This is a genomic window from Paraburkholderia sp. HC6.4b (assembly GCF_014200875.1).
Lineage (GTDB): Bacteria > Pseudomonadota > Gammaproteobacteria > Burkholderiales > Burkholderiaceae > Paraburkholderia > Paraburkholderia tuberum.
The window spans coordinates 201108-226483 of sequence record NZ_JACHDC010000019.1 but is presented as its reverse complement, the minus strand read 5'-3'; the positions used below and the strand labels follow the sequence as shown (position 1 = coordinate 226483).

Sequence of the window (25376 nt, the reverse complement as noted above, 5' to 3'; positions counted from 1 at the left end):
AACGCGAGCTGTCGAGTTCCCCACGGTGTCGGAAACGTCATCAGGCGCTCCTGCGGTGTCCTGCCAGGAAGAACCGGCCTCCCTGACGCCCCGCCACCCCGCGAAGCAGCAGGTATTCTTTCCGCGTGTATTTGTCGAGCCGATTCCCGATGAGGTTGCGCGACTGATCGAGCAGGGCAACTACAACCTGCGGGCGTGGAGACTCTATCGGGACCTTACGCCCGTTGAGGCGGCTGAACTCGCGGGCCTCTCCCCCGGCACGGTTCTCTGGCACGAACGCGGCTATAACGTGCCCAGCGTCGAGACACTGAAGCGCTTCGCGGACGTGTACGACTGCACGACCGGGCAGTTGACCCCGCAACCTGGCTCCTGCACCAAACCCTACCAGTCCGTGCCGGCCCCAAAAGGCCATGTGGCCCAATTTGCACCCGACGACACTGAGTATCCCGACGCCGTGATGGCGCACCTGATCGATGGCAGATCCCCGATTACCGCCTGGCGAATGTACCGGCGCATGACGATTGACCAGTGCGCCAAAGCCTTCGGCTGTACATCCAAGACCTTCAAGGGTATGGAAGCGTTACCCGTGCTGCGCGACCGGACCCGGAAGAGACTGGCGCTTGTCCTTTCCTGCAACCCTGTGCAGTTGCTGCACCCCCGAGGTCTTGAAAACAAAAACACATCGCGGCCCGGCGCTTCTGCGCATCGGACAGAACACCGTGCGGCCCGTAACGATAACGCGCATCGCGCGCACCTGTAACGCCGGAGAAAAATCGATGGAAAAGCGAGATTCAGTTGCAAGCACAAGCATAAGACCGCTTCGTTCCTGCACATACCGGTGCAGAACGGAAGTGAGAAATGTGCTGACTGGTGCGCAGCGCCCGCGCACGTCCGCAGCCACCCTGGATGGATAGCATCGCGTTGTAAAGCGTCGCGGTCCCATCCCCGGACCGCGACGTGTGTGGTAATGCCCGCACCTTTGTGTGCGGGTTTTTTTTTGCCTTTTGGAGGTAGGGAAATGAGGCTTGGTGCAAATGTCTCCCATGTGCGTGAATACCTCGGATGGACGCGAACCGAGTTCACGTATCGTTTCGCGCCCGCCACGTTCGACCATAACAACAGGAAGCGCTGCTACGACAATCTTCGTTCGCTCGAAGTGCGAAAGCAGCATTCGTCAGAATTGCTGGCGTGGATGGAACCTGTGTTGAGAATCAGCGCCGCTGTGTTGCAGACCGACGATCTGACCCAACTCACGCATGAAGGGATGTCATCGTTGCGTGTCCGGTATGTCGGCCCGCCGATGGATGCGCTTACGGTGGTGGTGAACCGGTGCTGTGACGGCGTCAAGCCGACGCCTGATGAATACCGGGCCGCTATGGAACAGGCAGATAAAGCCGGTAAGCGCGAAGCGGTGTTGCAACTGCTGGAGAAGATCGCAGCAGAACGGCGCAAGTGGCATCGTGGTGGATCGGCCCTGAGGCCCAATCGCTGGAATCAGGCGTAACGAAAAAAGGCCCGCGCAGTAGCGGGCCTTTTCGCAGGAAAAAGCCCCGCCGAAGCGGGGATAGCGAGCCGAACTCAGAGATCAACGAAACGCGGCAACAGGTCCTGATCGGCGAGGCGGATTTCGATATCGTTAGCCGCCTTGACGTGCTCCCGGTTGTTCACATCAAAGACTTCATCCGTCACGCTGATGATGATCGTGCCTTGCTGCTTGCCATCGCGCCTGACAGGGATAAGGGCGCGCGCTTCTGGCATCTGGGCCGACGCGAGAGCGTGCGGAACATAGAGCATCCAGCTTACGCCTGGTCGGTCTTCGAAAACTTGCATTTCGAAATATTTGCGTGGGCCGAACGTCACGTAGAATGGGTCGTAAATCTCAACGACCTTGGCGACGACTTCGGCAACGGATTGGCATCCGCCGAGCCGAGACGATGTCTGGTCTTTTTCATCCACGGCCAGTTCAAAGGATTGGGGTAAAAGCCCACCGCCATCGATCGAAATCGAGAATGCCGCGCCACCTTGATCTGACTGGATGCCATTCCAAATTCCGATGGTCTTCGACGCTCCTTCATCTTTGCCTTTATAGCGTGCAGCGACTTCATTCATTGCGTCTTTTGCGGGCCGATCGTCCTCGTAGACACGATACTTTAGCGCCTTCGTCAGATCGTCTCCTTTGAGATACCAATTTTCAAGTAACCGGTCCTTCCGCACTAGCAATTCGATAACCGGCCGAAGACGTTCGAAATGAAAGAAAAAATCTCTGTTGGGAATGTTGTTGGCGTCCCGATGTTGCGAAAACAGGTTCATGGCCGACTCAGGGTTGATAGATAGAAGAAACGCCATTGGCTGAGAGAGTTCGCAGCATATAGGCGCGGGTCTTCGGCGTTTGAAAGTACCACATTAGCTTCGCAGGAGGATTAGCGCGCACGATCGCGCCCTGCGTCTTGATCTGATCTTGCATCGAATCGAAGCCCGTGAAAAAGCGCAATACTTCGCCATCGTCCCTTATGAACTGATCGTAATTCCCCTTCGCTTCCTGCAAGAGACATCGGGAAGACTGAAACCCATCAAAATCCGTGGCGAACCATTCCCATTCCATATTCCAGCCTTGGCTGGTCTCCCGGCCTTTGCCGTCCGTTGTAATCCCATACTCGAAGCCGGTAATGCGCGCCTGATAGCGTCGAGGCTCGGGATTCATGCTGTGATTTCGCTGTACCTTTTTGCCGGCCTTCTCAGGCGGGCACTTGCACGGTCTCTCGCGCTCGCGGCTCCGGTCACGCGGTAGTTCGCCCCATCCGCCGTCTGCACCTGCGCCAGTGCTGCTGCTGCCTGCGGGACCAGCAGACGGTGCGGCGGTGGGGACCGGAACAGGCATAGGCATTGCCTGCGCCATTGCGTTTGCTGCGTGTGCGAGCGCCGCCGGGAATGGAATACCCATCAGCGTTTCTCCTTCATTTCCTGTTGCCTTTTACCCGTTGCCTGTAGCAGCATTTCAAATCGCTGTTCAGCCGGAACGCCTGATTTGTGCAGCCATGCCATGACCGCCGGAATCCGGTAAAACCCCGGCGTGGTGGCTTCCACATACAGGAAATTGACTATCGGCACGTCACGCGTAAAGCGGAGTACCTTGGTTTGCGCGAAGGCCGCATTAAGCCGGTCGCGCAAGGTCGGATCATTGGCCAGCGCGGGATAGTCGCACACGATATGACCACGGATAAAGTCCACATAGTTGCGGTCTTCGTGGGCTTTCAGAAGCGCCCATTGCCCTTCAGTAAATTCCATTGTCGTTGATGGTGAACCGTCGTCCTTCGTTGAGGTAGTGCCACGCGTCGGCAGCCCTGAAAAGCTCGCGCTCGCTCCTGCCGTGGCATACCGCATTGAGCGCATGCAACACCCTGGGGTCCCAGAAGCGCAGCAGGGCGGAACGTCCGTCCGGTATTCGGGTATCCAGGTGCGGGCGCAGCTTTGCGGCCTGCCTCTCCAGGCTCTCTGAGGTGATCAGCCAGATCACGCCAGGGCGGGCCTGTTCGAGCTCGCGCAGGACCGCAAGATGGTCGCGCGCCGTCGTCAGATCAACCAGCCACGGCCCCGCGTGTGCGAGTGCCATGTCGTTCGTGCCCGCGAACAGCGAAACCGTCCTATCGTTTTCGGGCATGAATTGCTGGCCGGTATGCTGCTGGTAATGAATACCGTCCACCAGCGCCAGCACGTGGCCACTGAAGTGCCGTTCCCCATACTGGCGAAGCTGTTCATTGACAGAGGCGGGAATCATCAGCGCTCCAGGGTCATTGCGCCTTGCCCGGCAGCGTGGATCATGCATTCGAGACAGATAGACGACTGCGGAAGCACCGATCGGGGTGTTGCGCCGTGGAGCGATAACGGGCCTTTTTTCTGCGCGGTATCAGGGGTGCGTCCGCGACAATTGCACGCCCATGCGTAACCCAGGGCTTCGGCCATCTCGTAACCGGTTGCATAGGACTTCAGACTATCGAACGGAAACCATTCGCCGGTTTCGGCGTTCAGCGCCATTGCAGACGGCATTGGCGGGAAGTTTGAGTAGATTGAATAGGTGATACGGCAAAGGTCGCACTCTTCCTTGCCCATGGTTTCATCCTGTTTCTGTTGCTCCATCTGACCTCTGCTGTTTTTCCAGAACACACCCGACGAATTAACCATCCAAAACGCGACACGGTCAACGACTTTAAATTGAGATAAAGCCGTTTTGACAGATTTCCACAATTGCCCTTCCTATCTCAATTTAAGGTGCATTTTTCCAATATCACCGTCCAACAAAAAAGCGGCATTGAGCCGCTTTTCCCGTAAGTGATCGACGCCGGTTAGTGCTTTGTCCATGAAGCGTCCATAGCCGCCAGTTTCCCGTTCGCGCCCTGCGCAGCGTCAGCGAGAATCGCTGCCGCGTCCTGCGGTGTCAGTTGGCGGTTAGGAAGCCCCTTGGCGTCGAGCGCAAGCACCGTGTACAGTTCCTGATCGCAGCGGTTGGTCGCGTGGTAGTTCTCGCCGATCTGGATCATCAGTTCCAGCAGGCTGCGGTGTTCGTGTCTTTCCACGACAGTCACAGCAGGACTCCTGAGCATTGAGGTCGCAAGTGTGATCAGGTGTTGAAGTTGCTGGCTCTGCCGATCACAAAGATGGAAGGCCGCAAGCGCGAGCCGTTCATACTGGAGAGCGTCTACAGGGGGACGAGAGGGAGATTGCTGCTTTCGGGTGGGTTTGGTCATGCGCGGTCCTTGTTATCGTGAAGGATCGCCCGGACACATAAGGAGGTGGTGAGCGGGCGCAGTGACAGGGTTGGCAGACCGGACTTGAAGACCAACGACCGGCAGGCGCGAGCGCCTCCCTGCCAAGGCCCGCCCGTAGAAAACAGACGTGCAGAGGCAAAGGCATCGCCTGCTAGGCAGGCGTGCCGGTCTTCAAGATTTTTCAGGCTGCCAAGCCTGATCCGTCGATGTTTTGACGGCATTCCGATTATAAGCGGATGCTGGAGAATTCGCGATTATTGGGATAGTGCGCTGTCGCGAAAGCTCGAGGGGACTTTCACCGTCCCCGTATGACCTTCAATGCCGCTCACGGTGTTGTCGTTTCCTTCGATGTAAATCACGGTGCAGGCCGTCAGCATCGGGACCGCGAGAACGAGCAGGATCAACGCAACGCGTCGCATGATGGAGTTCTCCTGCGCGACAGGTAGGCGTCTACCGTCCGTGCCGTTTGCCTCATCAACTGTATTCACGCATGATCAGCAGCCCGTCGCTGCCATTGCCAGCGTTGTACGAACCTGGCAGGCCGGTTCCACCGCCACCGCCCGCTCCCCGACCTGTGGCGTCATGAACCGGAGTCGCCCCGGAAGGACCATAGACACCGCCCATCCCGGCTGTGCCGAACATCGACCTTCCGCCTGCGGTGTAATTCGATGCCGTCGTGCTGACAACCGGCAGGGAGCCTTCGCCGCGCAGGTTCAGGTCGCCACCGCTGCCAGTTCCACCGGGCGCACCGAGCAGGACGGCATTCGTGGCCGAGCCAGACCCGCCTGCGCCACCGGTCGCGACGGCAAGGGGTGATCGCAGGTCTCCCAGATGAGTCAGATAGCCGGGACTACCCGCGTTGCCCGAAGCTGGTACGGTACCACCCTTACCGATGCCGATATCCAACTCGTCCGGCAGACTGTCAGCGGAGCGGCGCAGCCAGACATAGCCTCCCGCGCCGCCACCCGTTGCCGTGCCCGCATTGGACGTCCGGCTGGCGACACCGCCCGAGCCGCCACCGCCCTGAAGTGCGGTCTCCACCATAGCCGGACTGTGATCCGATTTCCGCCACGGCGGGTTCCCTATCGAGTGCGTACCCGTCCCCGCGTTGGTCATCGATATGGGTGCGCCGCCCTGCGTGTCGGAAATCTGGAACGTGCTCTGGTCGGCGGACACCTGAACCACGAAATAGGTCGCGCCCTGCGCAATGCTGCCCGGTAACGAGTCCGTACTGCTGAACGTCACCGGCGATCCGGTGAGAGGCGAATGGAGCGAGCATGTGATGACCGGCGAGCCGGCCGAGAACGTGACGCTTTGAGCTACGACGGAATAGACGGTGGCCGCGAGCAGCGTCGAGCCGCGCTGCGGAGCCGGAATGTCCGGCCTGTTGAGTATCGCGGCAACGCCTGATTCTGCGTTCCAGTCGGCGTTGACCTGCGCAGCAGGGATCGCAGGCCGGTTGAGGATCGCGGCGATTCCACTGTCTGCGTTCCAGTCCGAATTGACCTGACCAGGCGGAATGACAGGCTGGTCCGTCAGGTCGTGGTAGCTGCCAGTGGTGGCAACCGTTGCAAGACTGCCGGTAATCGTACTGACTGTTTTGGCGAACGACTCAACAAGAACATCCGCAAGCTGGTTAACCTGCGTGAAGTCTGGTGTTCCACCAAGCGCGATGATGGCGTTGCGCAGTTCCTCGGTAATCGCGTGATACCACCACTCGCCGGGCACAGTTCCGGTAACGCCCGCCGCCGGATTGCCATTTGCCGGAAAGCCCCCCGGATTATCTGCGGGTGTTTCGGGCGCATCCTCGACCGCGTTGGCCTGCCAGTAGCGATCCATGTCATTCCCCGTCACCCGGTACAAAGTCGGCGATATCGCCAAAGTGCCCCGCGAGGCACGCCTCGAAAATGTCGCGACCGTGCTCGTGCGGATCGTCCGGCATGGCGATGAATGGCATGAAGTTGTCGAAGCGCTCGAAGTGAACCTCGCAACGAATGCCGCTGTGTTCCGCGTCGGCCCATGCGGGATTCCTGACAGCAACAATGTCCATCACGCGATCCTCGTCCATACGCACCAATAGTCGCTCGCAGCGGACGCATTGCCGCTGCTGAGCCACGTTCCGGGACGCCCCGGCAGCGCTGCGACCGTACCTTCCGGCGCGGACTGGCTGCTATCGCCTGCACGCACAATGAACGCCACCCACCCGATTCCGTTTCCGCTGAGCGGTTGCAGGTTGGCCGGTGTCCATGCGCCGCCCACCTGGCCCCGCAGATCGTTCACCGCGTTGTTCACGTTGTTGATGCTGTTTTGCAGGTTGCTGACGTTGCCCTGCAGCTCAGCCTCGAAGACCACGTTGCCCTCGTCGGTCTGGTCAACCGTGACACCCAGCCCGCTGCCGTTGGGTCGCCATCCGATATGAACCTTGTTCGCCCCCTGGCTCACGCCGCCGCCTTGCTCCACGGGCGTGAATCCGAGCGGTGCAGGCGTCCCGATCACGTCTTCATATCTGATCGAAACGGCGAGATGGGCGAGCGCTGCAAGCAGCGACTGCGCGAGTTGATCGACCTTCGTATGGTCGGGCGACGCGCCGAGCGCGACGATGGCATTGCGTAGTTCCTCGGTGATCGAATGGAACCACCAGGCGCCCGGTGTCGTCGGCGCTATCGCGGCGGGCAGACTGCCGTCTGTCGGAAAGCCGCCCTCGTTATCAACGGGCACGGCTGGCGCCTGAGCGGCGCTGTTCGCTTCCCAATAGCGATCCACGTTGATTTCCTCTCAGTGATGGGAGAACGCCACAACCGACTGTGCAGGCGCATAGCGGCGCAGCAGACATTCGATCATCGTCAGCGTCGGCGACGTGCCCCAGGCGGAGAGCGGATTGTCTACGGTGTCCTCGACCGTGTTCCATCGCGGCGGCGGCGCGCTGATGACATCGACCAGCCAGCCATGCGCCCAGTCGGTATTGGCAATCGGTGTCGTGACGGACCGCATGACGTGATGAACGGCAAATTCCGTAATCGTGATCGTGTAGCCGAGTGTCGCGGCCAGTGCCCTGAAATACTCGGGGGACTGGCCGCCCGTACCGATCAGGCGGGCGACGATCTGTAGCCTGTTCTCGTCGTCAGAGTCGAACGGCCCGAAGCATGGATCAGGCAGCGCGAGCGACGCATTCCATTCGGGTAGCAGCGCGTCGGCGGTCGCCGGAAAAGAGCCAGCGATCAGCGTCAGCGCGTCGCTATCGATCGTGGCGGGTGTGTTCGCGAGCGCATCGAGCACGGCGGCCTGCGTGCCGCTGTCCTCGCGCGTCCAGACACGTCCACGCGGCAGCAGCCGCCGCAATACGCCTGCGTAGTCCGCGCGGCTATAGCGCGCCGGGTTCATGTCAGTTACGACCACGTAACCTCACCGGGCACCGCGAGCGCACCGGCCGGAAGCATCACGTCGTCAGTCGGCGACAGAATCAGAAAATCATTGATGCCGGAGACGGCGGCAATGGCCGACCACAGATGCGCGAGAATCAGGAATCCGCCCGGTTCGCCCTCGCTTTTCATCAGTCCCGCGATAGCGTCGAGCGCGGCGTCCTGCCTGTCGGGCGCCACGCCACGAATACTGATATCGACCGGGTACGGCTCCGGCGCGACGACATAAACCAGCGCGGTAACGGGCCGCAATGGATAGATTGCGTTGGCCACGGCGAGCTGGTCGCCAGTCGCGGGCGTGTCTCTTGTCTCGGCTGACGCGACACCGTCTCTGCCCTGCGGGAAGCCGTCATGCTGCGCGTTCGCCTCATCGAGCATCACGAACACGATGACCGTACCGGCACCGTAGCCATTGCCCGTACACCACGCGCGCGTGACTCCCGGAACGGCGAGCGCCCATGCGACATAGTCGCTCGCCGCGCCACCCTGCGGCGGGTTCTGGTAGACGAACAGGACACGCGCACGGTAGGCATCGTTCGATTCAATGTCCGCGCCGCCTCGGAATTCCGTTGCGGCAACGCCGGTCGAATCGATACCCGGAATCGCGCTGGCGAGCGTGAATTGCGTCCCGACCGCGCAATCGCCGTTCAGGCCTGCCAGTCCTGCCGGGTCCGGGTTCGCGGTCGCGGCCACCGTGACCTTACCGGCTTCGACGGCAGCCGCCGCAGTGACCGTGTAGGGCAATCCGTCGCTGCGCTTGAGTCCCGTTCCGCTATTGACCGGTACGCCTTCGGAGCCGGCGAACGTGACAAGACCCGAGGACTGCGACGCGCTCTTGCGCAAAACGCCCCTGAGCGCGCCCCACGCCTCGAGAAATTCGTCAGTCGCCGTGAACGGCGTAGCCTGCAATGCGATCCAGTCGAGATACCCGTACTGCATGTGCGCGAGCCCGGCCTGAACGTCGCCGAGCACGCGCAGATTCGAGAAGCGCAACAGGGCATCGGCACCCGGCAGGTTCGCATTCAGTTCCTGCGCAACCTGATTGCGCAGGGCCGTCAGCGTCGGTCGTGAGAAAGGCATGCGCCTTAAGAAAGGGACTACCGGTCGGGGCTAGGTTCCCGTCCACACCCTGGGGAAGCTCATCGCGACGCGCGTGCCGTCGCGGCGGCTCGCGACAATCGCCAGGTCGAGCCGGTTGGGTGTGACCCATTGCGGCGTAATGTCGAAGCGCGCCACCACGCCGTCATCGAGCATCCATTGCAGCGCCTCGCTCGCGTAGTCGCCAGCGCGCTGCGCCACGTCGCGCGGTCCCTTGACCCGGGAGAGCAGCCACAGGCGCGAGCCAATCGGGTAGTCGGCGCTGTCGCCCCACCAGCCGCGCCGGTCGCCGTCCGGTGTTTCGTCGCTCGGCAATGCCAGCCGGTCACTGAAAAGGCTGATAAGCACGGCGGTCTGCAGGTCGTTGCCGGATCGCAGGGAGGCGCCCGCAAGCATCCAGTCGCCGCGCATGTCCGGTACATTCCAGACGGTTGAGATATCGCCCACGGCGCGGAAATCAGAGTTGCGGTTGCGGTATGTCGCTGGTTGCGATGTCGCTGCCGCGCTGCACGTCCGGCACCGGATGATGATGTGAGTTGTAGACGGCGCGCGAAGCGGCAGCGGTGTGCGGGTTGGTCGCGCTGTTGTCGCGCATGTCGCCCGCACAGGTGATATTGCCGTCGCCCTCGATATCCCCGGTGCAGTGGAACAGCGGCGCATCGGCGGTGATCTGCGGCGCGTTGGTGATCGTGACAGGTTGACCGCCACCGTTGACGACGATCCCCGCTGCGGACAGATGGACCGATTGCCCCTTGTCGTCACTGATGCAGACCTCGCCCGGCGCGAGATTGCGGAACCTGTACTGCTGGTTGCCGCATGCAATCACCACGCCGTTCGTGCGGTCGCCACCGAGAAACACCGCGAGCGCGTCGCTCCCCGCTGGCGGATTCGACTGGAACCCGTATTCCGCGAGTCGCGGCGTGCCGTCGCGTGTCTCGTTCGCGGATAGCTGCATCTGTACAAGCTGAACCGCGCCGCCATCGTCCACGCGCGTAAGGCGTCCGCGTCCGAGCGCGCGAACGAGGCTCCAGAACAGGTGTTCCACGATTGACGCTATCGTTGCGCGAGCGCGGCAGCAGCATCCGCAGGCAACGGCAGATAGAGGATCGGTTCGGGCCGGAACGCTTCAGGCGGCATCAGCGTGAGTTCGCAGCCGGTCCCGCTCATGTCGCGTCGATAGGTCACTTCACCAAGCGTCCACTTCGCGCCGTCGATGAGCTTCAGTTGCGGCAGCGAGAGCGCGGCCAGCGTGTTCGGCGCATAGAGCGAACCCGCGCTGTCGCGCCATGACGTGGCCGTGATTGATACCACGTTACCGCGCCCGATGCGCCGGTTGCATTCCCATAGCGCGTGCGCGTTCGACACGTCCGCGCCCGCGTCGCCGTTCTGCGCGATGAACGCCTTGGGACGGAAACGCGGCATGGTGTCATCAGCCACCGTGTATTCGGCGAGCGGCTGCTGACCGGCATCCGTGAAAATGCCAGTGCCTACCAGATAGACGCGGTATTCGCTGAAGCGCTGCGAGATATCGCGCGTATAGCTTGCCTGTTCGACATTGACGCCCATCGCGAAACCGCCCGCCGCCTCAATGGTCGAAAGCGGCCCGATCACCAGATCACCGTCCGCATCCTCGTAACACAGTACCTGTGCGAGCTTGCACAGACGGTCGATGGCGGCATACGGTGATTCCCCGACATTCAGACAGACCTGCGGGTGCAGCATGCCTGGCGTGAGCGCCTTGACCCGGATGCCGAACGGCTGCGCGAGCTGGGCCGCAATATCGGCGGTCGCCATGTTGACGAACTGGAACGAATCAAACTGTGCAGAACAGTCCACCAGGTCTTCGCACTTGCCACGCCCCGATATCGACAGCGTATGCGTTGTCGCGCTGACCGACTCTGCCACCCGGTCCACGTATCCAGTAATGACCGGGTTTGCACCGATGTTCACGACGCAGGAGTCCCCTTCCATGACCACGACCGTTGTCGTGTTTGGAAAGCGCTCGGTCATCGAGATATCGAAGTCGGCCGGGATACGCTCCATGCCGCGCGTGATGCGCACGCTTTTCCAGCCTGCGATGCTCGACCCGTTGACGGTCAGCGATACATCGTCGCTCACGCTCAGCCCCACGCTTTATCCAGTAGAGACACGTGGTACGCTGGCGCGGTGCAGTACAGTTACCCAATCAACCCAACTCAACGGAGGGCAAATGTACGACTCTATCGAACAGATTCGGGCACTGTTTGGCGTGGCCGAGGAATCAGTCTCGCTCGAATTTAAATCGGGCCGAGCTTTTGACGAAATGAACGACAGAGTGCGCGGCACGTTCGTGAAGGAAGTAACGGCCTTTGCCAATGCCGGAGGCGGAACGATCATCTACGGAATCAGCGAGCAGCGGCAAGGCGCGCGCAACGTTGCTGAAGACTTTGAGCCAGTCACGAACCCGGACGTGACGAAAGATCAGCTTACGGTCATCCTTACTTCGAATACCGATCCTGTATTTAGCGGATTTCAGATCGACATCTTCCCAGTCGAACCCCGAGGGCGCGTTTTCGTGATTCATGTCGAGCAAGGCGATACGGCCTACCAGAGTCGTCACGACAAAAGGTACTATCAGCGAATAGGCACCACGTCGGAGGCTATGTATGATTTTTCTATTCGCGATGTGATGAATCGGCGAAAGGCGCCACGTCTGTTTGCTAACCTTTCGATCCGAAACCTGCAACGCGAAGCCAAGCAGCACCGCTATCGTTTGATCCCTACACTGAAAAACGAAGGCGTATTTACTGTTCACCACTGGTGCCTGCTGGTGGATATCCCTACACCAACGCACCTGGACCCGGAAACTGGACAGTCAGTTCTGCAACGTGGCCCCGTCAGGCATGAGAATTTGCAGTACACCCGCTTCGAATACTCGTCAGAACGTTTGCCACCCGCGTTAAACAGCCTTCGTTTGTTGCCGGACCAGAAACTGGAATTAACTGCGCAAAACGGCTTTCCCGACCTTGACCTGTTTGTCGATCTCGCTGCATTTGTGCGGTCCCTTGAGACCCTCGAACCTCCGTTACGATGGACCCTGTTCGTCGACGACGCCGCACGGAAGGAAGGCCAGACACCGTTTGAACAATGGTGCACGTTCTAAAAATCGTTGCTCTTTCCGTCGGTACCCAGACAAGGACTTACTCAGTCCCCTCGGGGATGGGACATTGGCATGCGACTACCGTCCAAAGCGGCGGCCTGGCATAGTTGCTGGCGATCAGGCCATTTACAGATCGAACACTTATGACTGCACTCAATGTCGTCGTTCCAGCAATCTCGGCAATGATTGGAGCGCTAATCGCGCTGGGCGGCGTCTGGTTGACCAATTGGCAGGCAAATAAGCGATTTCTTACCCAACTAGATCGGGACGAACGCAAGGAAAAGCGCGATTTCATAAGGCAACGTGGCGAAGAACTATACGGATTGGCAGATGACTGGGCCACCTATGTATGGCAAGAGCATCTAATCTGGCTGGCAGCAATGCATGGAAGACACAGCGTTCAAGAGGCTAGAGATTTAGCGATTGAAAACGCTAAAGGACATCACGACCAATTCCGGAAGGTATCAATGTTGATGAACGTCTATTTCGATGAACTGAGGGATGCTCTTTCCGAGTTGAACCTCTGCCGGATCAAGTTGGATCTGCATCAGTCCAGGTTTCTAAAGGTCGCTAAATCTGAAACGTCCGACTGGACGCGCGCGGCAAAAAGGCATCGTACGCTGATGCAAGATCTGCAGGGGGCGCAAGCCCGGTTTCTTAAATTGCTGGCAGAGATTATCCGCAACGCCTGAGTAATGGTTTGGAACGGTCGCTAGTCTCAGGTCAGTGAAGCAGTGAAGCTGATCGGCGCAAACGCCGGATGAATTGACGCAGCCTGCTCTAACAACGTGTCAATAGCAAGGACACGCAGCGGCATCGGGACCGACGTGCTGACCGTCTGCATGCTCGCGCGCGACGCGCCGCGCGTAATGCTTACGCTTTTCCAGCCCGCGATGCTTAACCCGTTGACGGTCAGGGAAACGTCATCGCTCATGAGCGCAATGATAGTATTCGACGCTGCCAGATCAGCGTGTTCAGTTCGACATCAGCGTTGGACCCAACTTCCGCCTACCGCCCAACTACGGCCCTTTGCCCGCACTATCACTTGGACATTCGAACGTCGGCGTCGTCTCAGACAGCGGACGTTTCTGCACAGATGTTATCAGTCGAGTCGCCGCCGATCCGTATATTCATTCGACATCGAATTTCCGATCCCTGAGCGACCGCTATGGAAAAATCCCGGATCCAAAGCCGGCCATCTTAGCCGATCGATCCGCCTAGGAATCTACTGAATCAAAGGCTCTTCCAGAGATAGACCGGACCATCGCTCCATCACTCACTTTGGTGAGACTACCGCTTTGCCGAGGGAGGCGCACAATGGTAAGTGATCCGACGAGTTGGTTGTAAGAACTGCCGATCCGGCGGGACACATCGCCGCAAAATACGCGTCGCCCAGTGCTCTGCAACTCGCTTTGCCGAAAGCTGTTGGACCGGCATGCTTCAGTTCTTTCAGGGCTTTTCGCCGCTTCTGGTTCTCATTTTTCGCGGCAGCCGCCGGGTCAAGATTGTTCGGATGTAATGCGTCGATGAGTTTTGAAAGGCTTGCAGCATTGTCGTGAATGTATGCCGCTGCAGCACAGCGCTCTGATTCAAGACAGTTAAAGGAATCGGCAGGCCCGCGAAGCTCACCCGTCGGCCCGTGCGACAAACTTCCATTGTTAAAGCATGCTAGCGGTTGAATTATCTTGATGCCATTTGTTTTGCGCGCGTTTCGCCAAAGCCGAGACACCTTTAACGCAAGGTCTTGAAGCATCTCCCGCTTGATGTCATCTCTGCCGCCGGTCGGATTTGTCTCGAACGCCGTACTCAAAGCCGCTGCTAGTGATTGGATAGCTGCGTCTTTCTTGCGCCCCGCAACACCGGGCATCCGCGCAAGAGCCATAAGTGCTTCGCCGACGTTTTCAGCTGCTTGCAATCTATTGTGGGCGTCGCAAAGGATTCTAACCCTGCCAGCCAGCAGTTCCTTCAATGCATAGTAGGGGGTTTGGGCTGGTTGGTTTCCCGCAATATATGGTAGTCCCCATGTCTTCGCGAGGTCACTTTCTTCTGCCAGTTCGACGACAACTGTGGTATCCAGGAAGCTGCCAGACAATCTATCCTCCTTGCTGCCATCTATGTACGGTTGTTCTCGGAGAACAACTCGGCCTGGTCGTTAGGTAAGTTTGATTCGACATCCTCACTGAACAATATCGCTATGAGCGCATTCACCACATCATGATCGCCTTGCCATCCCTCTACCGACAGAGCCTCCACGAGTTCACTGGCATCGTCCAAATCCATTGCAGGATTTGCATGCAATGACTGCAGCGCCTGTATCAACGCGTTCAACCCCGGACGAGTCACGTCCGCGCTGTTCGCTGCAAGAACCGCGCGTCGAATATATGAAATGACGGACCCAAAACTCTCGTTGAAGGTAGTCAACCGATGCGCTTTCTGCATCGAGGCGGCAATCAAGCCGAGGCGCGACCCGATAGAGTCAAAGTCGTTTTGTCCAAATGAGTCAAGCGCAAGTCGCGCATCGTTCAACGCTAGCTCAACAAGCACGCGCGTTTGACCGGCCGATGTATCTTCGTCGAACAAATGAGGGTAAACCTGCTCGGGTCCTGGAGAAATCGAGAGGGCCGATGTCGGCGACTCGTCGCCGGTGGACAAAGTGCTGCCGCTGCGAGCCGAAATCACGTGCGAGCTAGTTGCACTCCAGTCGACACCGAGGGTCTGCTGAACTACCGCAGCGGCGCCCGTGGGTTTCCCCAGCGGCCGCGCAGATTCTGTTCCACTCACGGGAATGATCGCTTTTATCGTCATGGTTTTGGTTGAATTACCTTATCGATATCCCGCCGTAGAACATGAAGATAACCTTTCAGCCAATCATCCATTCGAAACTTCGTAGCGTCAACCACTCCCAATAAGCCTCGGTCGAAGTCGATAACCATCCTATATCGAGACTCTCTAATTGGCTCTTCAAAAAAATCTGGATCCAGGTCCATCTCGAGCCGCAACTCCTCTGCCTTTAAGCGCAATACTGAAAAAGACGTTTTGTCCTCGAAACGAAGCTGGACTTCCACTCCGTTACGCTCCCCGTCCATCGGCTGATCGAACACCCGCTCAGTGGGCCAGTTGACGAGTTTCAGGTCTAACAGAGCCTCATTTGCCTCGCGCAGGGATTTGAATTTCCGGGCATACGCAGTTCGCGCACTAACGCGTGTCAATTCAGTCAGTTCGAGCATATCGCGCCACACCTCAAAGGTCTCTTTGATCTGATGTGTCCTTTGGGCGTCCAGCGATTTTTCACCTCGCAGAGTTATGGTGGACTGTTTAAGTCCGGTCTGAATCTGCACTCCCGTCGTCTGAAGCGTCTGTTGATTCGGTTGGCCATCCGCCAAGGCTAGCCCCGGCCATATTTTCGCGAGCCTAGATGAGATTTGCCCCGCACGATCCCAAAGAATGAAAGCCTCTGAATACTGGATTTGAATGATTGTTGTATGTAATTTGAAAGAATCCAAGATCATAGGGGCATCTCCGCACACCTCCGATGTAAGCGCCAAAAGGCCGAGCAGCGCCATTCTACGCTTGGTCAGATTCACCATGAACGAGTGGTCGATTAACCCCCTGGAACCGTCAGATCGAGAGCGGCTGGTCACGACCGGCAAGTTGCGCGCGCAGACGAATGACAAGCATGGCGGATGACTTGCCGTTGCACACGAAGGCACTGATGACGGCTGCATTTCAAGAGCCGCGATCGCAGCGATAGCGAGTCGATAACCACAGGCTGTCACCCGGCACCCAGCCCCACGTAAGGATTAGGTTAATGAAGCGCTAAAGACGGTTGGCGCAAAGGCAGGATGAACCGGTGCGGCCTGCTGTAGCAACGTGTCGTATCGCGCCACGTCCTGATAGAGCCGTTGAGCAAGGACAAGCAGCGGCATCGGCTCCGACGTGCTGACCGTCTGTATGCTCGCGAGCGACGCGCCACGCATGGTTACGTCCTGCACCACGGCAACCTCAAGCGCACGCAGCGCGGTAAAAGTCGCGTCGTTGCCCGCATCGCCTGCGGTCGTGATCTCCATATCAAGCGCATCGCATACCGTTGAACGCAAGGATTCGGCGTCCTCAAGCGAGGCGAGCGCATAACCGGTCGTGCTCTCCGCAAGCGCGATAACGGCGCTGCGACGGTACAGCAATGTCGTGAGCCGGTTTGCAACGGTGAGCGCCGCCGTCGCCCGCTTCTGCGGGTTGATGGACGACTGTAACGCGACAAGCGATTGCACGGCCTGATGCGGATCGGGATTCGCGTTCTGCACGGCTCCCACCAGCGTCCGTGTAGCGTCAGACATGCCGTGCCAGTCCGAGACGGCCGCAGCGCTCCTCAGCGCTTTCCCCGCGACGCCTACGGCGGTCCGCGCCTGCGCGCCCGCGCCGATCAGGTCCTGTATCGTCGTTGCTGGTTGCCGCACGGCGGCGGTGAACTGTCCCACGAACCGGCCATACCGGCCTTTGAGCGTCGCGACCATCGCAACGAGGCTCGTTGCGCGCTGCGTGATCGCCTGCGCCTCGACGACGAAGTTCTGCGCGGTGCGTCCGATCTCGCCGACCACGGCCGGTGACGACAGCACGGCGGAAACCGTGCTGAAGAAGTCCTGCGCCACTGCCGCGAATGCGGCGACGGCTGACAGGCCGGTCTGTGCCTGCGTCGCAATCGCCAGCGTCGGAAACTGCTGCGCGCCCGACTCGATGAACGAAAATCGCAGTTCAAAGTACCGGCCGCGCTCTGAACGTTCCTCGCACTCGAATTCAATCAGCGCGACATTCAGCCGCCCAAGCGACGGATGCACCAGTTCGCCATCGGCGCTGTCACTGTCTGCAGGCTGCTCGCATGCGCGGATCATCGCCGCGCGCTGCGCGATCACGTCGCCGCCGCCAGGGCTACCCAGATAGGCGGCATCCTGAAGCAGAAAACCGCTCAGGCTGATGCGCCGTCCTGCGCGTCCGAGGTCCTCGACCCATACTTCGTCGCGGTACGGATATTCGTGCGTGACGTTGCGACGGCCAACCTTCAGCGTCGAACCTGTCACACCGAACGGCACGCCCCGCCATGAGGCGGCCTGCAACGCGCTGAAGAACGGATACTCGGCCACAGCCATCTACCTAGCCGAGCGCTTCCATCGGTCGGGCGATCTTCAGACCCGCAGGCGTGCGCGTCTTCACAGTCACGCTGCCGTCGCGCGCGACGTGGACGTGGTTGTCAACGTGGACGACCGGTGCGGGCGCGCTCTGCATGCCCGCCGCCGCGCCGGGGGCACTGAGCGAAGCCACGTCCATGCCCGGATCGAGCGACGGCATGTGCGCGAGGACGCCCGGCGCGTAGTTGCGCGTTTCGGCCGGGGCGTTGGCGAGTCCCTTGCGGTCCAGATTGCCTTCGCCCCAGTTATAGGCTGATAGCGCGTAGGTCAGATTGCCCTTGTAGCGCGCGAGCAGGCCGGACATCTTGCGCGCCGCGGCGTCGGCGGCCTGCGCTGGATTGAACGCGTCGATCCCGTATTCGCGCGCCGTCGCGGGCATGAACTGGAACAGTCCGCGCGCGCCGGCAGGACTCACCGCCACCGGGTTACCGCGCGATTCCTTCTGCGCGATGGCCGAAAGCAGTCCGACAGGCAGACCATAGCGCGCTTCGGTTCCGGCGAAATTGAGTTTCTGTGCCCACTGCGCGACAGCAGGATTGAGTGGCGCCCCCATTTCGCCGGTTGCGCCCGCTGCGCCGGGTGCGGTCTCCGCACGCTGGACGTTTGCCGAACCGGGCCACACGCCACCCGTTGCCGCTTCGGCCGCCCGGATGCGCTTCAGTTGTTCATCCTCGCCTGTGTTGAGGTGTTCGCTATGCAGACCCAGATACGCGCCAACGGTCGCAGGATTGACGAAGCGCAGCAGCCGGCCCGCCAGGCGTGCGAGCAGGCCGCCGCCCGCTGCTGCCCCCGCACCCGTCATCGCCTCGGCTGCCATGCCTGCCGCTGCACCGATGCCGGTCAATGCGCGCGCGAGCATGAAGCCCCTGACCGCGAGCATTGCAATGCTGCCGAAAGCCGAAGCAATCGACGCAATGAATCCGCCCGTCATGTACAGGGCCAGCGCTGCGGCGGCGACCTTCCAGCCGCCAATGGCCTCCACCGCGTCACCGACCCACGAAGCGAAGCCGATCAGGCCGGTCACAGCCTCCGTGACGCCCTGCGCAAACCTGTTCCAATCGACCGAGGCGAGCCAGCGTGCAAGCCGTTGCGCAAGTTCCGCGATACGCTGCGCAACCAGTTCGCGGTTCTTCGCAATCCATTCTGTAAAGCGGTCGATCATTGGGCCAAGTACCGGCGCGAGACTGTCTGCAATCGATGCTTTGAGCCCATCGGCTGCCGTACGCATCCGGTCGAGCGACAGGGCGAACGCCTGCGCACGCGCGGCCATCTGCGGGGTAAAGTCACCGCGTAGCCGCCGCGCTTCGGCCTCATACGCCTGCATGCCCCGGCGACCGCGAACGAGGACCGGCAGAAGCTGCTCGACGCCGAGCGAGCGCGCCAGATTGCGTGCCGCAGCCGGGTCCGCGTGCTGGATTCTCTGGATACGATCCGCGAGCTCATGGAGCGCGGCCTGCGTATCGGTTGCGCCGGTCTTCGTTGTGCGCAACGCAATGCCGAGCGCCTGGATCGTCGCGAACGCGGCCTGATTGCGTCCCCAGCGTGCATCCTGCAACGTGTCTGCGAAGCCACGAAAGCCCGAGGTCATCGTATCGGCAGACACGCCCATCAGCGTCGCCGCGCTGCGCATCTGCGTGAGTTCGCCCGCCGTGATGCCGAGCAGTCGCGCGGTGCGTTCCGTTTCCGCGCCCATGCGCTCCCACTGCACAACGAGGTCAGCCAGACCCGCGAGCGTACCGCCACCGACCAGCGCGAGCAGCGGCGCACCGATGCGCGTCACACTCGCCGCCGCCTTGCCTGCCTTCTGCGCGACAGCTTCCAGCCGCTTGCCAACTTCAGTCAGCCCCGACGCCTTCGAGAACCGTTGCACGCTGCGCGCGAGGTTCTGGTATGGGCGCGTCATGCGCGACACTGAATCGTTGATCCGGTTGATTGTCCTCGTCGCCCTGTCAACGGTCGAGATGGTGAACTGGATTGCCTGCGCTGCCATTGCCTTACCCCTGGCGGCGTTTCTCTGCGGCCTGCTGCGCAACGTGCTGGATGCGTCGCGCCTGCGCGAGCCATTGCGCGAGTTCAGCCCACGTCAGCGCGCCCGCGTCGCGCGGCCCCCATCCATAGAAGTGCGTCACATCGGCCACGATATCGCGCACGTTCGCGGGCACTACTCGAAAAAACCGGAGAGGTACTTGTTGCACGCGTTGAAGTCGCGCGCACCCATGCGGCCCACGGTCGCAACGTCGATCTTTGCCATCGTTGCGATCAGGTTCTTCATCGCGCGCACGTTGCCGAACTTCGCTGCGTCGTCGTTGACCTTCGCGATTTCATCGACCGTAGGTTCGCGCAGCGTGATCTCAGTCAGTCCGTCGATGGGGCTCAGTAGCGTAATGACTTCGTACATGGCGCGCCCCTTACTGTTCGCTTATTGCTCCGTGACGCTGCCCGAGAAGCCCTCGAAGCGGATTTCGAACGTCGCTTCCGGGGTTCTGACTTCCTGCGCCTCGGTGCTCCACATATTGCGGCCGACGACCGTCTTGCCGTTCGCCAGTTCGAGCGTGACCGTGACGTTGGTCATGGCGTTGAAGTCCTTGACCGTCAGCGTACCTGCGTCGCGCAGCGTCGCGGAAATGAACGGCGCGCGCGGCTTCTCTGCGTAGCCGTGAACGCGGTCCTGTCCGACCATTGACTCGCGTTCGTAGTCGGCGGGCGAATACGCCAGTTCGCCGGACAGCATGTAGTTCTGGCCGTCCATCGATATCCATGCGACACCGGCCAGGCGATTTGTGTCATCTGACATGGCGGGCTCCAGAAATGAAAAAGCCGCCGGGGCGGTTCGCCGGGGCGGCCTGGTGCGGTTCAGTGCTGCGGTTCGGAATGACTAGCTGAGCCTGAATTGCGCGAGCAGGGCAAAAATCCGGAGCTGGTCGATCAGCGTTCCGGGCCACAGACAGTCAACGCGATTCGGGTTATGCGCGTTCTGCTCGACAATGAGTTGCCGCGCGAACAGTGCGCTGTTCTGCACGTAGCCATCGAATTCGAGTTCCTGATACCGGGCGATCACGTCTGCGCGTATCAGCAGCGGTGTGACGATGGCGCTACCGGATGCGAAGCGCGTGCCGTCCGCGGCGAGCTTCATGCGTGAATACTTCGATGTGACCATCGAGCGCAGCGCACGCAGCACGTACATCAGCAGAAACATCGTTTCGACTTCGAGGTAACTGTCATCGGGATCGCCCCACGGATTCTTCTGGTAGGTCGTCGTGATGTTCTCGGCATAGCAGGTGCCGTCATCGCCAACATTGAACGTGCTGATACCGTCATAGAGCAGCGTGTTGCGCTCGGTGAGCAGGAAGCGCGAGGCAACCGGCGGCGCGAGCATGCCGCGAATCGGTAGCGTCTGGACCGGACGCCCCGGATCATTGCGCAGCGCGGGCGCGACCGAGCCGGCAAGCTGCGCGGCGACGATCCATGCGGGTGTGGGCGAATCATGGAACCCAAGCACCGATTCATGCTGATTGTTGCGGCCCGCGCCGAATGTCGTACACGCCGCGAGCGTCCCCCGGTACGCGGCGAAGGCATGGCCGTAAATCTGCTGGGCCCACGACCAGCGCCCGGTCTGATCGTTCAGGAACGTATGCAGTGCATCGAGGCTGACGCTATCGGTATGGGGGCAGACGATGAAGTCGAATGGCATGTCGCCACAGTTATCGAGCGCGGCCTGTAGCGTGTCGGTCGGATTGATCGCGCCGCCCGCCATCGGCGTGATGGCTATGTCCAGATTGAGCGGCGTCGATTCGCCTGCGCGTGAGCCGCCGTAATTCAGGCGCACGTCAATTTCATTGCCCACCATGCCCGCATTGATGGCGGTCAGCGTGACTACGTTGTCATGAGCCGATGCGCTCACCAGCCCGAACGCATCTGCAGCAACGAGTGTGGCGAGCGCTTCCGCGATGTCGGCCGCGCTCTGCGTGGCCTGCACCGGCAACTGGTAGCGCCGACCGGCGATATAAAGCGAGATGACGCCCGAGACGCCGGCGTCGGCTTCGATGTTGAGCGTGACCGTTCCACTTGCGGCCACCGCGCCGGTTGCGTCCTTGAGCGCCAGATACCAGACTTCGCCGAAGGAGTCGGCCGCGCGATAGGCAGCGGTCATCGCGGCGAGCATCGAATTGCTGCCCCACCGTGCGCGCGCGTCACCCACGCCCGCGCTGATAACGGGCGTGCCCGGCTCGCCGGTTCCCGCGTCGGTCATCTGCCCGATAATCAGCGTGCGCTGGTTGAGCTGGGCGCTGTTCGCCTGTGACGCGTCGAGCTCCGCGTAGAACAGCGGGACGCGGATGTTCTCAGGCAGGTTGGTAAAGGGAATCATGGGAGCAACCTCCCGGGAAGGTGGGCGCGAACCGGAGACGGAAACGGACGCAGAACGGCCCGGGCGGGCCGTGGTGGGGCTCGCGCGATCGTCTTGAGGGATTGCGCGGGAAGCGCGCGCAGCGGCAGGCAGCGGCGCAGAAGGCGCGTGTTACGTCGGGTCGGTGGCTTTGGGTTCGCGCGTGCGGTGTGATGCGCGCCGCGTCGCGTCGGGCTCGTCTGGCGTGTCCGGGATGGTGGGCGGCTCATCCGCGACCGGCACCACGTCACCATCGCGGAAACGGCGACGCCAGTACACCGAATCGGGTACGACGCGCCCCGCGTCGGGCAGGAAGTCGCGCAGGTCGGGATCGCGCACCCGCATGCCGGTTGCTGGCCTGATGTGCATGTCAGTTCCCCTTTAACGGAACGTCAAGCCGGCCCTCGTCGCGTCCATCAGGGCCGTGCGTACGCGGCGCGGGGACGACCGCCTGCGGGAACGGCGGCGCGGGATACGTGCCGGTCGGGTCGGCGCGATTGGTGAGGTCCGCGTGCAGGCCCACGCTTTCGAGCGGTGCGGGCGCAGGCGGATCGAGCGGCCAGGGCGCCGGCTGCGGCTGCTCAACCGTGGGGTCGTACATTTCGGGAAACTCGCAGCGGAAGGACGCCGCGATACCGGCGAGGTGACGCGCACCTTCCGCGCGGATATCCAGCACGCTTTCGACCGTCGCGAACTGCTGCAGCATGCGTACAAGCGACCAGTCGAGCAGTAGCGCGTTTTCGACGGCGTACCAGAGCGATTCAATGGCGTCCTGTGCGGCTTCGCCCGTCGCCGCCTCGACCATCGCCTTGACTTCGAGGCTGCATGTCGTGGTGAACTGCGGCATGCCGCGATTGAATGAGGATTTCGATTCGTGCGCGGTACGCACGATGACCGCAGGCAGCACGTCAGACGGCGCGGCCCAGTCGCCCGGCGAGCGGATCAGGACCGGCCGGCCGGCGACCCGAAGCGCTGCGCGCTGCAGTGCGCCAAGCGCGGCGAGACGCACCTGACGACGCCCAAGCATCGGCAACGCAATGCGGACGCGGGGCATACACGTAACTCAGGGAGCGAGGTTCAGCAGCAGGAAACACCACCCATGTCCATCCGTACGGACTTCGCGGACGACATAGGTCGTGTCACTGAGTGGCGCACCGGGCGCGGCCGGAATGAACAGCGTGTCGCCCTGGTGCGCAGTAACGGGAAGTGTTGCCACGCGAAAGCCGTAGCATGGGCGTGTCGTGGTCACCGGTACGCCGTCGACCACATCCACGTTCGTAAAGGCTTCGTCAAACACGCCGTTAAGCGCATGCGCGTTACCGCTTCCCGCGTAGAGCGTCGCGGGCTGGCCGAAGATGCCTTCGACGGGCGCAAGCACCACGCTATCCCAATCGATCATGACCGCGCCCGCTCAGGCATGCGCCGCCGTACTGGCTGCGTCTGCCGGTTGTTCAGTCGTCGCGGACGGGTCTTCCAGTGGGGTGCGGGCAGTGCCGGCCGTTGTCGCTTCGAGCATGCGACCGGACAGCAGCACTTCGGGCCGCGTGCAGACATAGAGCGGGTACGCATACGCTTCCATCTTCCACCACATGCGCCGCAGCACATCGAAGATCGGCAGCACATATACGGGCCGTCCCGGCGTGTTGACCCAATCGACGGTTTCGCCCGGTGCCATCGCTTCGCGGAATACACCGGGCGCGCCGACCGGGAAGAACTTCACCACGTCATCAGGAACCTTGATGGTCACGTTGTCGTCCGAGCCGCGATAGTTGAACCATGTAATGCCGGAGAACACGAACGCATCGAACGCGGCACCCTGCGAGTTGTCGCGCAGTGCGCGCGCATCGGACCAGTTCACGAACGTACGGATCACGTCCGGGTGATTGACGAACGCGTCATAGAAAGCATCGCCGCACATCGCGTAGACGCGCGTGGTCGGCGTGAATGCGCCCTGCGACTTGCGCGCCATCGTACGGATGATCGCGTTGCAGATCGGCCGCAAGGGTGTGTTCGCCTTGCCTGCCTCGGTCGCGCCCAGATCGAACGGCGTTTCGGCGGCCTGCGGAATCTGGAATTCATCGAACCAGTTGTAGAGCACGCTGCCGTCCTTCGGATCGAGCACCAGACCCTGCAGCGCGGCGAGCCTCAGGAATTCCTTCGTGTACTCGACGCTCGCCAGCAGACCGGTTGGCCCTGACAGTCGCCGCGCAACTTCGGCCTCGACCTGCATCAGTACGGATTCCGTACCGAACTCGCGGATGCCCTGTACTTCCTCGGCGTACACCGTGTCCGAGTGCATCAGGCGCGGCACGTCGAAATAGCGCATCTTGCGACGTTCGGTCGTGCGCTGCGTGCCTTCCTCGCCGCGCTGGGAGAACGGGATCAGGATCAGCTTGCCGGTGCGTTCCTCGACTGCCAGCGCTTTCGTGCGGATCGGGTTGGGATCGAATACGCCCAGCTCGCCGAGGCCGACAGGCTGGTACGGGTTGCGCTGAACGGCGTCGGAGAGCGCAATCGCCGTGAACGGGTCCTGATGGAATACATCGAGAATTTCGCCAGCCATGATGACGGCTCCCCAAAAGAAAAGACCGCCCCGGACCAGAGTCCGTGCGGCCTTGCGAGGAAGGAAAGGGGTACTAGCGCAACAGGATGCCTGCGGCGCGCAACTGGTCGCCCGCGATCTGCATCTGGTACGGCGTCGCGTCCGACGGCCAGACGAGCTCCGATGCGTTCACTTCTGCGTCGCGCACGATCGCGACGGCCGCGCGATCCATCCGCGTCGTATCGCGCGAGCCGAACAGCAGACCCGCCACGACTTCGGAGCCATCAGTCGCGGCGGGATTCCAGGGCATCCAGATACCGGGCGTGCCGATATCGGATGGATCGGCAGCAGTGAACGTGATCGCGAAGGTATCGCCCGCAGCGAAGCGCTTTGCGCCCTGTTCGATGACGAAGCTCAGGCCGCCGACGACGACCGGCGCCCCGGTCTGCTGCGCAGTCGCGCCCAGTTCATCGGGTCCGCTCACGTCGAACGTGTTGCGGCTCGTGAAGGTGCAGACGTAGCGGCCATACGGCGACGAGCTGGCACGCGGCGGATCGGTGATCCGCAAGACACCGTCGCCGGTGTTCTCGCGCTCCGGCGTGCCTGCGACGACCGACGCGGCCCCCGCATCGCCCCTTGCGTCACTGCCTGGCGGCGGTGGCGGAGGCAAGGCAAGGCGGCTGAGAATGGTCCCGGCCATGACATACACACCACCCGTCAGGACGATGCCGTCGCGCGAGCGATGGCCGTTCGCTTCGGAGACGAGAAAGCCGCCGTCATGCCAGTTCTCAAAGAGCGGCGGGACAGTAGGAGCGCCCATGATCGTGACCCCTTGTAATGGAATGGATGAA

34 protein-coding genes are annotated in these 25376 nt (G+C 61.2%); 4 read left to right on the top strand and 30 right to left on the bottom strand.

Going from position 1 to position 25376, the window contains the following annotated elements; genetic code table 11:
- Positions 1 to 760: helix-turn-helix domain-containing protein (locus tag HDG34_RS27600; RefSeq protein ID WP_221309277.1), on the top strand; the 760-nt coding region annotated here is incomplete at its 5' end.
- 258 nt (positions 761 to 1018) lie between these two features.
- Entirely contained in the window at positions 1019 to 1504 is a 486-nt protein-coding gene (locus tag HDG34_RS27595) for a hypothetical protein (protein WP_184064126.1), read from the top strand.
- A 74-nt stretch (positions 1505 to 1578) separates the two neighbouring features.
- On the opposite strand, the gene HDG34_RS27590 is transcribed toward HDG34_RS27595, so the two are convergent.
- The 15 genes from HDG34_RS27590 to HDG34_RS27520 form a co-directional block, all read right to left on the bottom strand.
- Complete coding sequence (locus tag HDG34_RS27590) at positions 1579 to 2310, bottom strand: immunity 52 family protein (protein WP_184064123.1); 732 nt, start codon at positions 2308 to 2310, stop codon at positions 1579 to 1581.
- Between the two features lie 7 nt (positions 2311 to 2317).
- On the bottom strand, positions 2318 to 2941 hold the full coding sequence (locus HDG34_RS27585) for a restriction endonuclease fold toxin 5 domain-containing protein (protein ID WP_184064120.1): 624 nt from the start codon (positions 2939 to 2941) through the stop codon (positions 2318 to 2320).
- Positions 2941 to 3285 carry a hypothetical protein gene (locus HDG34_RS27580; RefSeq protein WP_184064117.1) on the bottom strand — a complete coding sequence of 115 codons (345 nt, stop codon included), beginning with the start codon at positions 3283 to 3285 and terminating at the stop codon, positions 2941 to 2943. The genes HDG34_RS27585 and HDG34_RS27580 overlap by 1 nt, the downstream gene beginning before the upstream one ends.
- A complete protein-coding gene (locus tag HDG34_RS27575; RefSeq protein WP_184064114.1) occupies positions 3272 to 3775 on the bottom strand; it encodes a DUF4123 domain-containing protein in 504 nt (167 codons plus the stop codon). Before HDG34_RS27575 ends, HDG34_RS27580 begins: the two co-directional genes overlap by 14 nt.
- Entirely contained in the window at positions 3775 to 4134 is a 360-nt protein-coding gene (locus HDG34_RS39500; protein WP_260321364.1) for a hypothetical protein, read from the bottom strand. The genes HDG34_RS27575 and HDG34_RS39500 overlap by 1 nt, the downstream gene beginning before the upstream one ends.
- Positions 4135 to 4340: 206 nt before the next feature.
- Positions 4341 to 4742, bottom strand: a complete 402-nt coding sequence (locus HDG34_RS39495) for a hypothetical protein (protein WP_260321359.1) — start codon at positions 4740 to 4742, stop codon at positions 4341 to 4343.
- Between the two features lie 275 nt (positions 4743 to 5017).
- Entirely contained in the window at positions 5018 to 5182 is a 165-nt protein-coding gene (locus HDG34_RS27560) for a hypothetical protein (RefSeq protein ID WP_184064111.1), read from the bottom strand.
- Positions 5183 to 5237: 55 nt separating this feature from the next.
- Positions 5238 to 6602 carry a hypothetical protein gene (locus HDG34_RS27555; RefSeq protein WP_184064108.1) on the bottom strand — a complete coding sequence of 455 codons (1365 nt, stop codon included), beginning with the start codon at positions 6600 to 6602 and terminating at the stop codon, positions 5238 to 5240.
- A gap of 1 nt (position 6603) precedes the next feature.
- On the bottom strand, positions 6604 to 6813 hold the full coding sequence (locus HDG34_RS27550; RefSeq protein WP_184064106.1) for a hypothetical protein: 210 nt from the start codon (positions 6811 to 6813) through the stop codon (positions 6604 to 6606).
- Entirely contained in the window at positions 6813 to 7526 is a 714-nt protein-coding gene (locus HDG34_RS27545; RefSeq protein ID WP_184064103.1) for a hypothetical protein, read from the bottom strand. The genes HDG34_RS27550 and HDG34_RS27545 overlap by 1 nt, the downstream gene beginning before the upstream one ends.
- A 12-nt stretch (positions 7527 to 7538) precedes the next feature.
- Complete coding sequence (locus HDG34_RS27540; RefSeq protein WP_184064100.1) at positions 7539 to 8159, bottom strand: YmfQ family protein; 621 nt, start codon at positions 8157 to 8159, stop codon at positions 7539 to 7541.
- Positions 8150 to 9262: a baseplate J/gp47 family protein gene (locus HDG34_RS27535; RefSeq protein WP_184064097.1), complete on the bottom strand. Its 1113-nt coding sequence runs from the start codon at positions 9260 to 9262 to the stop codon at positions 8150 to 8152. Before HDG34_RS27535 ends, HDG34_RS27540 begins: the two co-directional genes overlap by 10 nt.
- Before the next feature lie 30 nt (positions 9263 to 9292).
- Entirely contained in the window at positions 9293 to 9691 is a 399-nt protein-coding gene (locus tag HDG34_RS27530) for a phage GP46 family protein (protein WP_184064094.1), read from the bottom strand.
- A 46-nt stretch (positions 9692 to 9737) separates the two neighbouring features.
- Positions 9738 to 10325 carry a phage baseplate assembly protein V gene (locus HDG34_RS27525; RefSeq protein WP_311734837.1) on the bottom strand — a complete coding sequence of 196 codons (588 nt, stop codon included), beginning with the start codon at positions 10323 to 10325 and terminating at the stop codon, positions 9738 to 9740.
- Between the two features lie 8 nt (positions 10326 to 10333).
- Positions 10334 to 11341, bottom strand: coding sequence for a phage baseplate assembly protein (locus HDG34_RS27520; RefSeq protein WP_409259581.1), 1008 nt, complete (start codon positions 11339 to 11341; stop codon positions 10334 to 10336).
- Here HDG34_RS27520 and HDG34_RS27515 point away from each other — a divergent pair.
- Together HDG34_RS27515 and HDG34_RS27510 are read left to right on the top strand one after the other, a co-directional pair.
- Entirely contained in the window at positions 11250 to 12422 is a 1173-nt protein-coding gene (locus HDG34_RS27515; RefSeq protein ID WP_184064088.1) for a helix-turn-helix domain-containing protein, read from the top strand. The two genes, HDG34_RS27520 and HDG34_RS27515, sit on opposite strands and share 92 nt — an antisense overlap.
- A gap of 140 nt (positions 12423 to 12562) precedes the next feature.
- On the top strand, positions 12563 to 13111 hold the full coding sequence (locus HDG34_RS27510) for a hypothetical protein (protein WP_184064082.1): 549 nt from the start codon (positions 12563 to 12565) through the stop codon (positions 13109 to 13111).
- A gap of 26 nt (positions 13112 to 13137) precedes the next feature.
- Here HDG34_RS27510 and HDG34_RS27505 read toward each other — a convergent pair whose 3' ends face one another.
- The 15 genes from HDG34_RS27505 to HDG34_RS27435 form a co-directional block, all read right to left on the bottom strand.
- Positions 13138 to 13353: a hypothetical protein gene (locus HDG34_RS27505; protein ID WP_184064078.1), complete on the bottom strand. Its 216-nt coding sequence runs from the start codon at positions 13351 to 13353 to the stop codon at positions 13138 to 13140.
- Positions 13354 to 13695: 342 nt separating this feature from the next.
- Positions 13696 to 14511, bottom strand: coding sequence for a hypothetical protein (locus HDG34_RS27500; protein WP_184064075.1), 816 nt, complete (start codon positions 14509 to 14511; stop codon positions 13696 to 13698).
- 20 nt (positions 14512 to 14531) lie between these two features.
- Positions 14532 to 15224 (bottom strand): hypothetical protein, encoded by a 693-nt coding sequence (locus HDG34_RS27495; protein WP_184064072.1) that lies wholly within the window; start codon positions 15222 to 15224, stop codon positions 14532 to 14534.
- Positions 15221 to 16006 (bottom strand): hypothetical protein, encoded by a 786-nt coding sequence (locus tag HDG34_RS27490; protein WP_184064069.1) that lies wholly within the window; start codon positions 16004 to 16006, stop codon positions 15221 to 15223. The genes HDG34_RS27495 and HDG34_RS27490 overlap by 4 nt, the downstream gene beginning before the upstream one ends.
- Before the next feature lie 213 nt (positions 16007 to 16219).
- Positions 16220 to 17560, bottom strand: a complete 1341-nt coding sequence (locus HDG34_RS27485) for a DNA circularization protein (protein WP_184064066.1) — start codon at positions 17558 to 17560, stop codon at positions 16220 to 16222.
- Between the two features lie 4 nt (positions 17561 to 17564).
- Positions 17565 to 19589 carry a lytic transglycosylase domain-containing protein gene (locus tag HDG34_RS38710; RefSeq protein WP_221309274.1) on the bottom strand — a complete coding sequence of 675 codons (2025 nt, stop codon included), beginning with the start codon at positions 19587 to 19589 and terminating at the stop codon, positions 17565 to 17567.
- Positions 19590 to 19593: 4 nt separating this feature from the next.
- Positions 19594 to 19749 (bottom strand): GpE family phage tail protein, encoded by a 156-nt coding sequence (locus HDG34_RS27475; RefSeq protein ID WP_184146116.1) that lies wholly within the window; start codon positions 19747 to 19749, stop codon positions 19594 to 19596.
- Positions 19750 to 19760: 11 nt separating this feature from the next.
- Complete coding sequence (locus HDG34_RS27470; RefSeq protein WP_184060406.1) at positions 19761 to 19997, bottom strand: phage tail assembly protein; 237 nt, start codon at positions 19995 to 19997, stop codon at positions 19761 to 19763.
- A 21-nt stretch (positions 19998 to 20018) separates the two neighbouring features.
- Positions 20019 to 20393 carry a phage tail tube protein gene (locus HDG34_RS27465; RefSeq protein ID WP_184064060.1) on the bottom strand — a complete coding sequence of 125 codons (375 nt, stop codon included), beginning with the start codon at positions 20391 to 20393 and terminating at the stop codon, positions 20019 to 20021.
- Between the two features lie 81 nt (positions 20394 to 20474).
- Positions 20475 to 21965: a phage tail sheath subtilisin-like domain-containing protein gene (locus tag HDG34_RS27460; RefSeq protein ID WP_184064057.1), complete on the bottom strand. Its 1491-nt coding sequence runs from the start codon at positions 21963 to 21965 to the stop codon at positions 20475 to 20477.
- Between the two features lie 150 nt (positions 21966 to 22115).
- On the bottom strand, positions 22116 to 22352 hold the full coding sequence (locus HDG34_RS27455; protein WP_184064053.1) for a DUF2635 domain-containing protein: 237 nt from the start codon (positions 22350 to 22352) through the stop codon (positions 22116 to 22118).
- A 1-nt stretch (position 22353) separates the two neighbouring features.
- The gene (locus tag HDG34_RS27450) at positions 22354 to 23037 is read right to left on the bottom strand and encodes a hypothetical protein (RefSeq protein ID WP_184064050.1); all 684 of its coding nucleotides are present in this window, start codon (positions 23035 to 23037) and stop codon (positions 22354 to 22356) included.
- 9 nt (positions 23038 to 23046) lie between these two features.
- The gene (locus HDG34_RS27445; protein ID WP_184064047.1) at positions 23047 to 23382 is read right to left on the bottom strand and encodes a hypothetical protein; all 336 of its coding nucleotides are present in this window, start codon (positions 23380 to 23382) and stop codon (positions 23047 to 23049) included.
- Between the two features lie 12 nt (positions 23383 to 23394).
- On the bottom strand, positions 23395 to 24546 hold the full coding sequence (locus HDG34_RS27440; protein ID WP_184064044.1) for a major capsid protein: 1152 nt from the start codon (positions 24544 to 24546) through the stop codon (positions 23395 to 23397).
- 73 nt (positions 24547 to 24619) lie between these two features.
- On the bottom strand, positions 24620 to 25345 hold the full coding sequence (locus HDG34_RS27435; RefSeq protein ID WP_184064041.1) for a head decoration protein: 726 nt from the start codon (positions 25343 to 25345) through the stop codon (positions 24620 to 24622).
- Between the last annotated feature and the right edge of the window lie 31 nt (positions 25346 to 25376).

Excerpts from the sequence above, each read along its gene's own strand:
- HDG34_RS27490 (WP_184064069.1), bottom strand. The coding sequence starts at position 16,006 with ATGGTGAATCTGACCAAGCGTAGAATGGCGCTGCTCGGCCTTTTGGCG.
- HDG34_RS39500 (WP_260321364.1), bottom strand. The coding sequence starts at position 4,134 with ATGGAGCAACAGAAACAGGATGAAACCATGGGCAAGGAAGAGTGCGAC.
- HDG34_RS27460 (WP_184064057.1), bottom strand. The coding sequence starts at position 21,965 with ATGATTCCCTTTACCAACCTGCCTGAGAACATCCGCGTCCCGCTGTTC.
- HDG34_RS27560 (WP_184064111.1), bottom strand. The coding sequence starts at position 5,182 with ATGCGACGCGTTGCGTTGATCCTGCTCGTTCTCGCGGTCCCGATGCTG.
- HDG34_RS27455 (WP_184064053.1), bottom strand. The coding sequence starts at position 22,352 with ATGCACATCAGGCCAGCAACCGGCATGCGGGTGCGCGATCCCGACCTG.
- HDG34_RS27445 (WP_184064047.1), bottom strand. The coding sequence starts at position 23,382 with ATGATCGATTGGGATAGCGTGGTGCTTGCGCCCGTCGAAGGCATCTTC.
- HDG34_RS27575 (WP_184064114.1), bottom strand. The coding sequence starts at position 3,775 with ATGATTCCCGCCTCTGTCAATGAACAGCTTCGCCAGTATGGGGAACGG.
- HDG34_RS27450 (WP_184064050.1), bottom strand. The coding sequence starts at position 23,037 with ATGCCCCGCGTCCGCATTGCGTTGCCGATGCTTGGGCGTCGTCAGGTG.
- HDG34_RS27465 (WP_184064060.1), bottom strand. The coding sequence starts at position 20,393 with ATGTCAGATGACACAAATCGCCTGGCCGGTGTCGCATGGATATCGATG.
- HDG34_RS27550 (WP_184064106.1), bottom strand. The coding sequence starts at position 6,813 with ATGGACATTGTTGCTGTCAGGAATCCCGCATGGGCCGACGCGGAACAC.
- HDG34_RS27440 (WP_184064044.1), bottom strand. The coding sequence starts at position 24,546 with ATGGCTGGCGAAATTCTCGATGTATTCCATCAGGACCCGTTCACGGCG.
- HDG34_RS27505 (WP_184064078.1), bottom strand. The coding sequence starts at position 13,353 with ATGAGCGATGACGTTTCCCTGACCGTCAACGGGTTAAGCATCGCGGGC.
- HDG34_RS27470 (WP_184060406.1), bottom strand. The coding sequence starts at position 19,997 with ATGTACGAAGTCATTACGCTACTGAGCCCCATCGACGGACTGACTGAG.
- HDG34_RS27510 (WP_184064082.1), top strand. The coding sequence starts at position 12,563 with ATGACTGCACTCAATGTCGTCGTTCCAGCAATCTCGGCAATGATTGGA.
- HDG34_RS27555 (WP_184064108.1), bottom strand. The coding sequence starts at position 6,602 with ATGGATCGCTACTGGCAGGCCAACGCGGTCGAGGATGCGCCCGAAACA.
- HDG34_RS27590 (WP_184064123.1), bottom strand. The coding sequence starts at position 2,310 with ATGAACCTGTTTTCGCAACATCGGGACGCCAACAACATTCCCAACAGA.
- HDG34_RS27530 (WP_184064094.1), bottom strand. The coding sequence starts at position 9,691 with ATGCGCGGCGACTGGATGCTTGCGGGCGCCTCCCTGCGATCCGGCAAC.
- HDG34_RS27585 (WP_184064120.1), bottom strand. The coding sequence starts at position 2,941 with ATGGGTATTCCATTCCCGGCGGCGCTCGCACACGCAGCAAACGCAATG.
- HDG34_RS27595 (WP_184064126.1), top strand. The coding sequence starts at position 1,019 with ATGAGGCTTGGTGCAAATGTCTCCCATGTGCGTGAATACCTCGGATGG.
- HDG34_RS38710 (WP_221309274.1), bottom strand. The coding sequence starts at position 19,589 with ATGGCAGCGCAGGCAATCCAGTTCACCATCTCGACCGTTGACAGGGCG.
- HDG34_RS27515 (WP_184064088.1), top strand. The coding sequence starts at position 11,250 with ATGACCACGACCGTTGTCGTGTTTGGAAAGCGCTCGGTCATCGAGATA.
- HDG34_RS27580 (WP_184064117.1), bottom strand. The coding sequence starts at position 3,285 with ATGGAATTTACTGAAGGGCAATGGGCGCTTCTGAAAGCCCACGAAGAC.
- HDG34_RS27485 (WP_184064066.1), bottom strand. The coding sequence starts at position 17,560 with ATGGCTGTGGCCGAGTATCCGTTCTTCAGCGCGTTGCAGGCCGCCTCA.
- HDG34_RS27535 (WP_184064097.1), bottom strand. The coding sequence starts at position 9,262 with ATGCCTTTCTCACGACCGACGCTGACGGCCCTGCGCAATCAGGTTGCG.
- HDG34_RS27435 (WP_184064041.1), bottom strand. The coding sequence starts at position 25,345 with ATGGGCGCTCCTACTGTCCCGCCGCTCTTTGAGAACTGGCATGACGGC.
- HDG34_RS39495 (WP_260321359.1), bottom strand. The coding sequence starts at position 4,742 with ATGACCAAACCCACCCGAAAGCAGCAATCTCCCTCTCGTCCCCCTGTA.
- HDG34_RS27495 (WP_184064072.1), bottom strand. The coding sequence starts at position 15,224 with ATGACGATAAAAGCGATCATTCCCGTGAGTGGAACAGAATCTGCGCGG.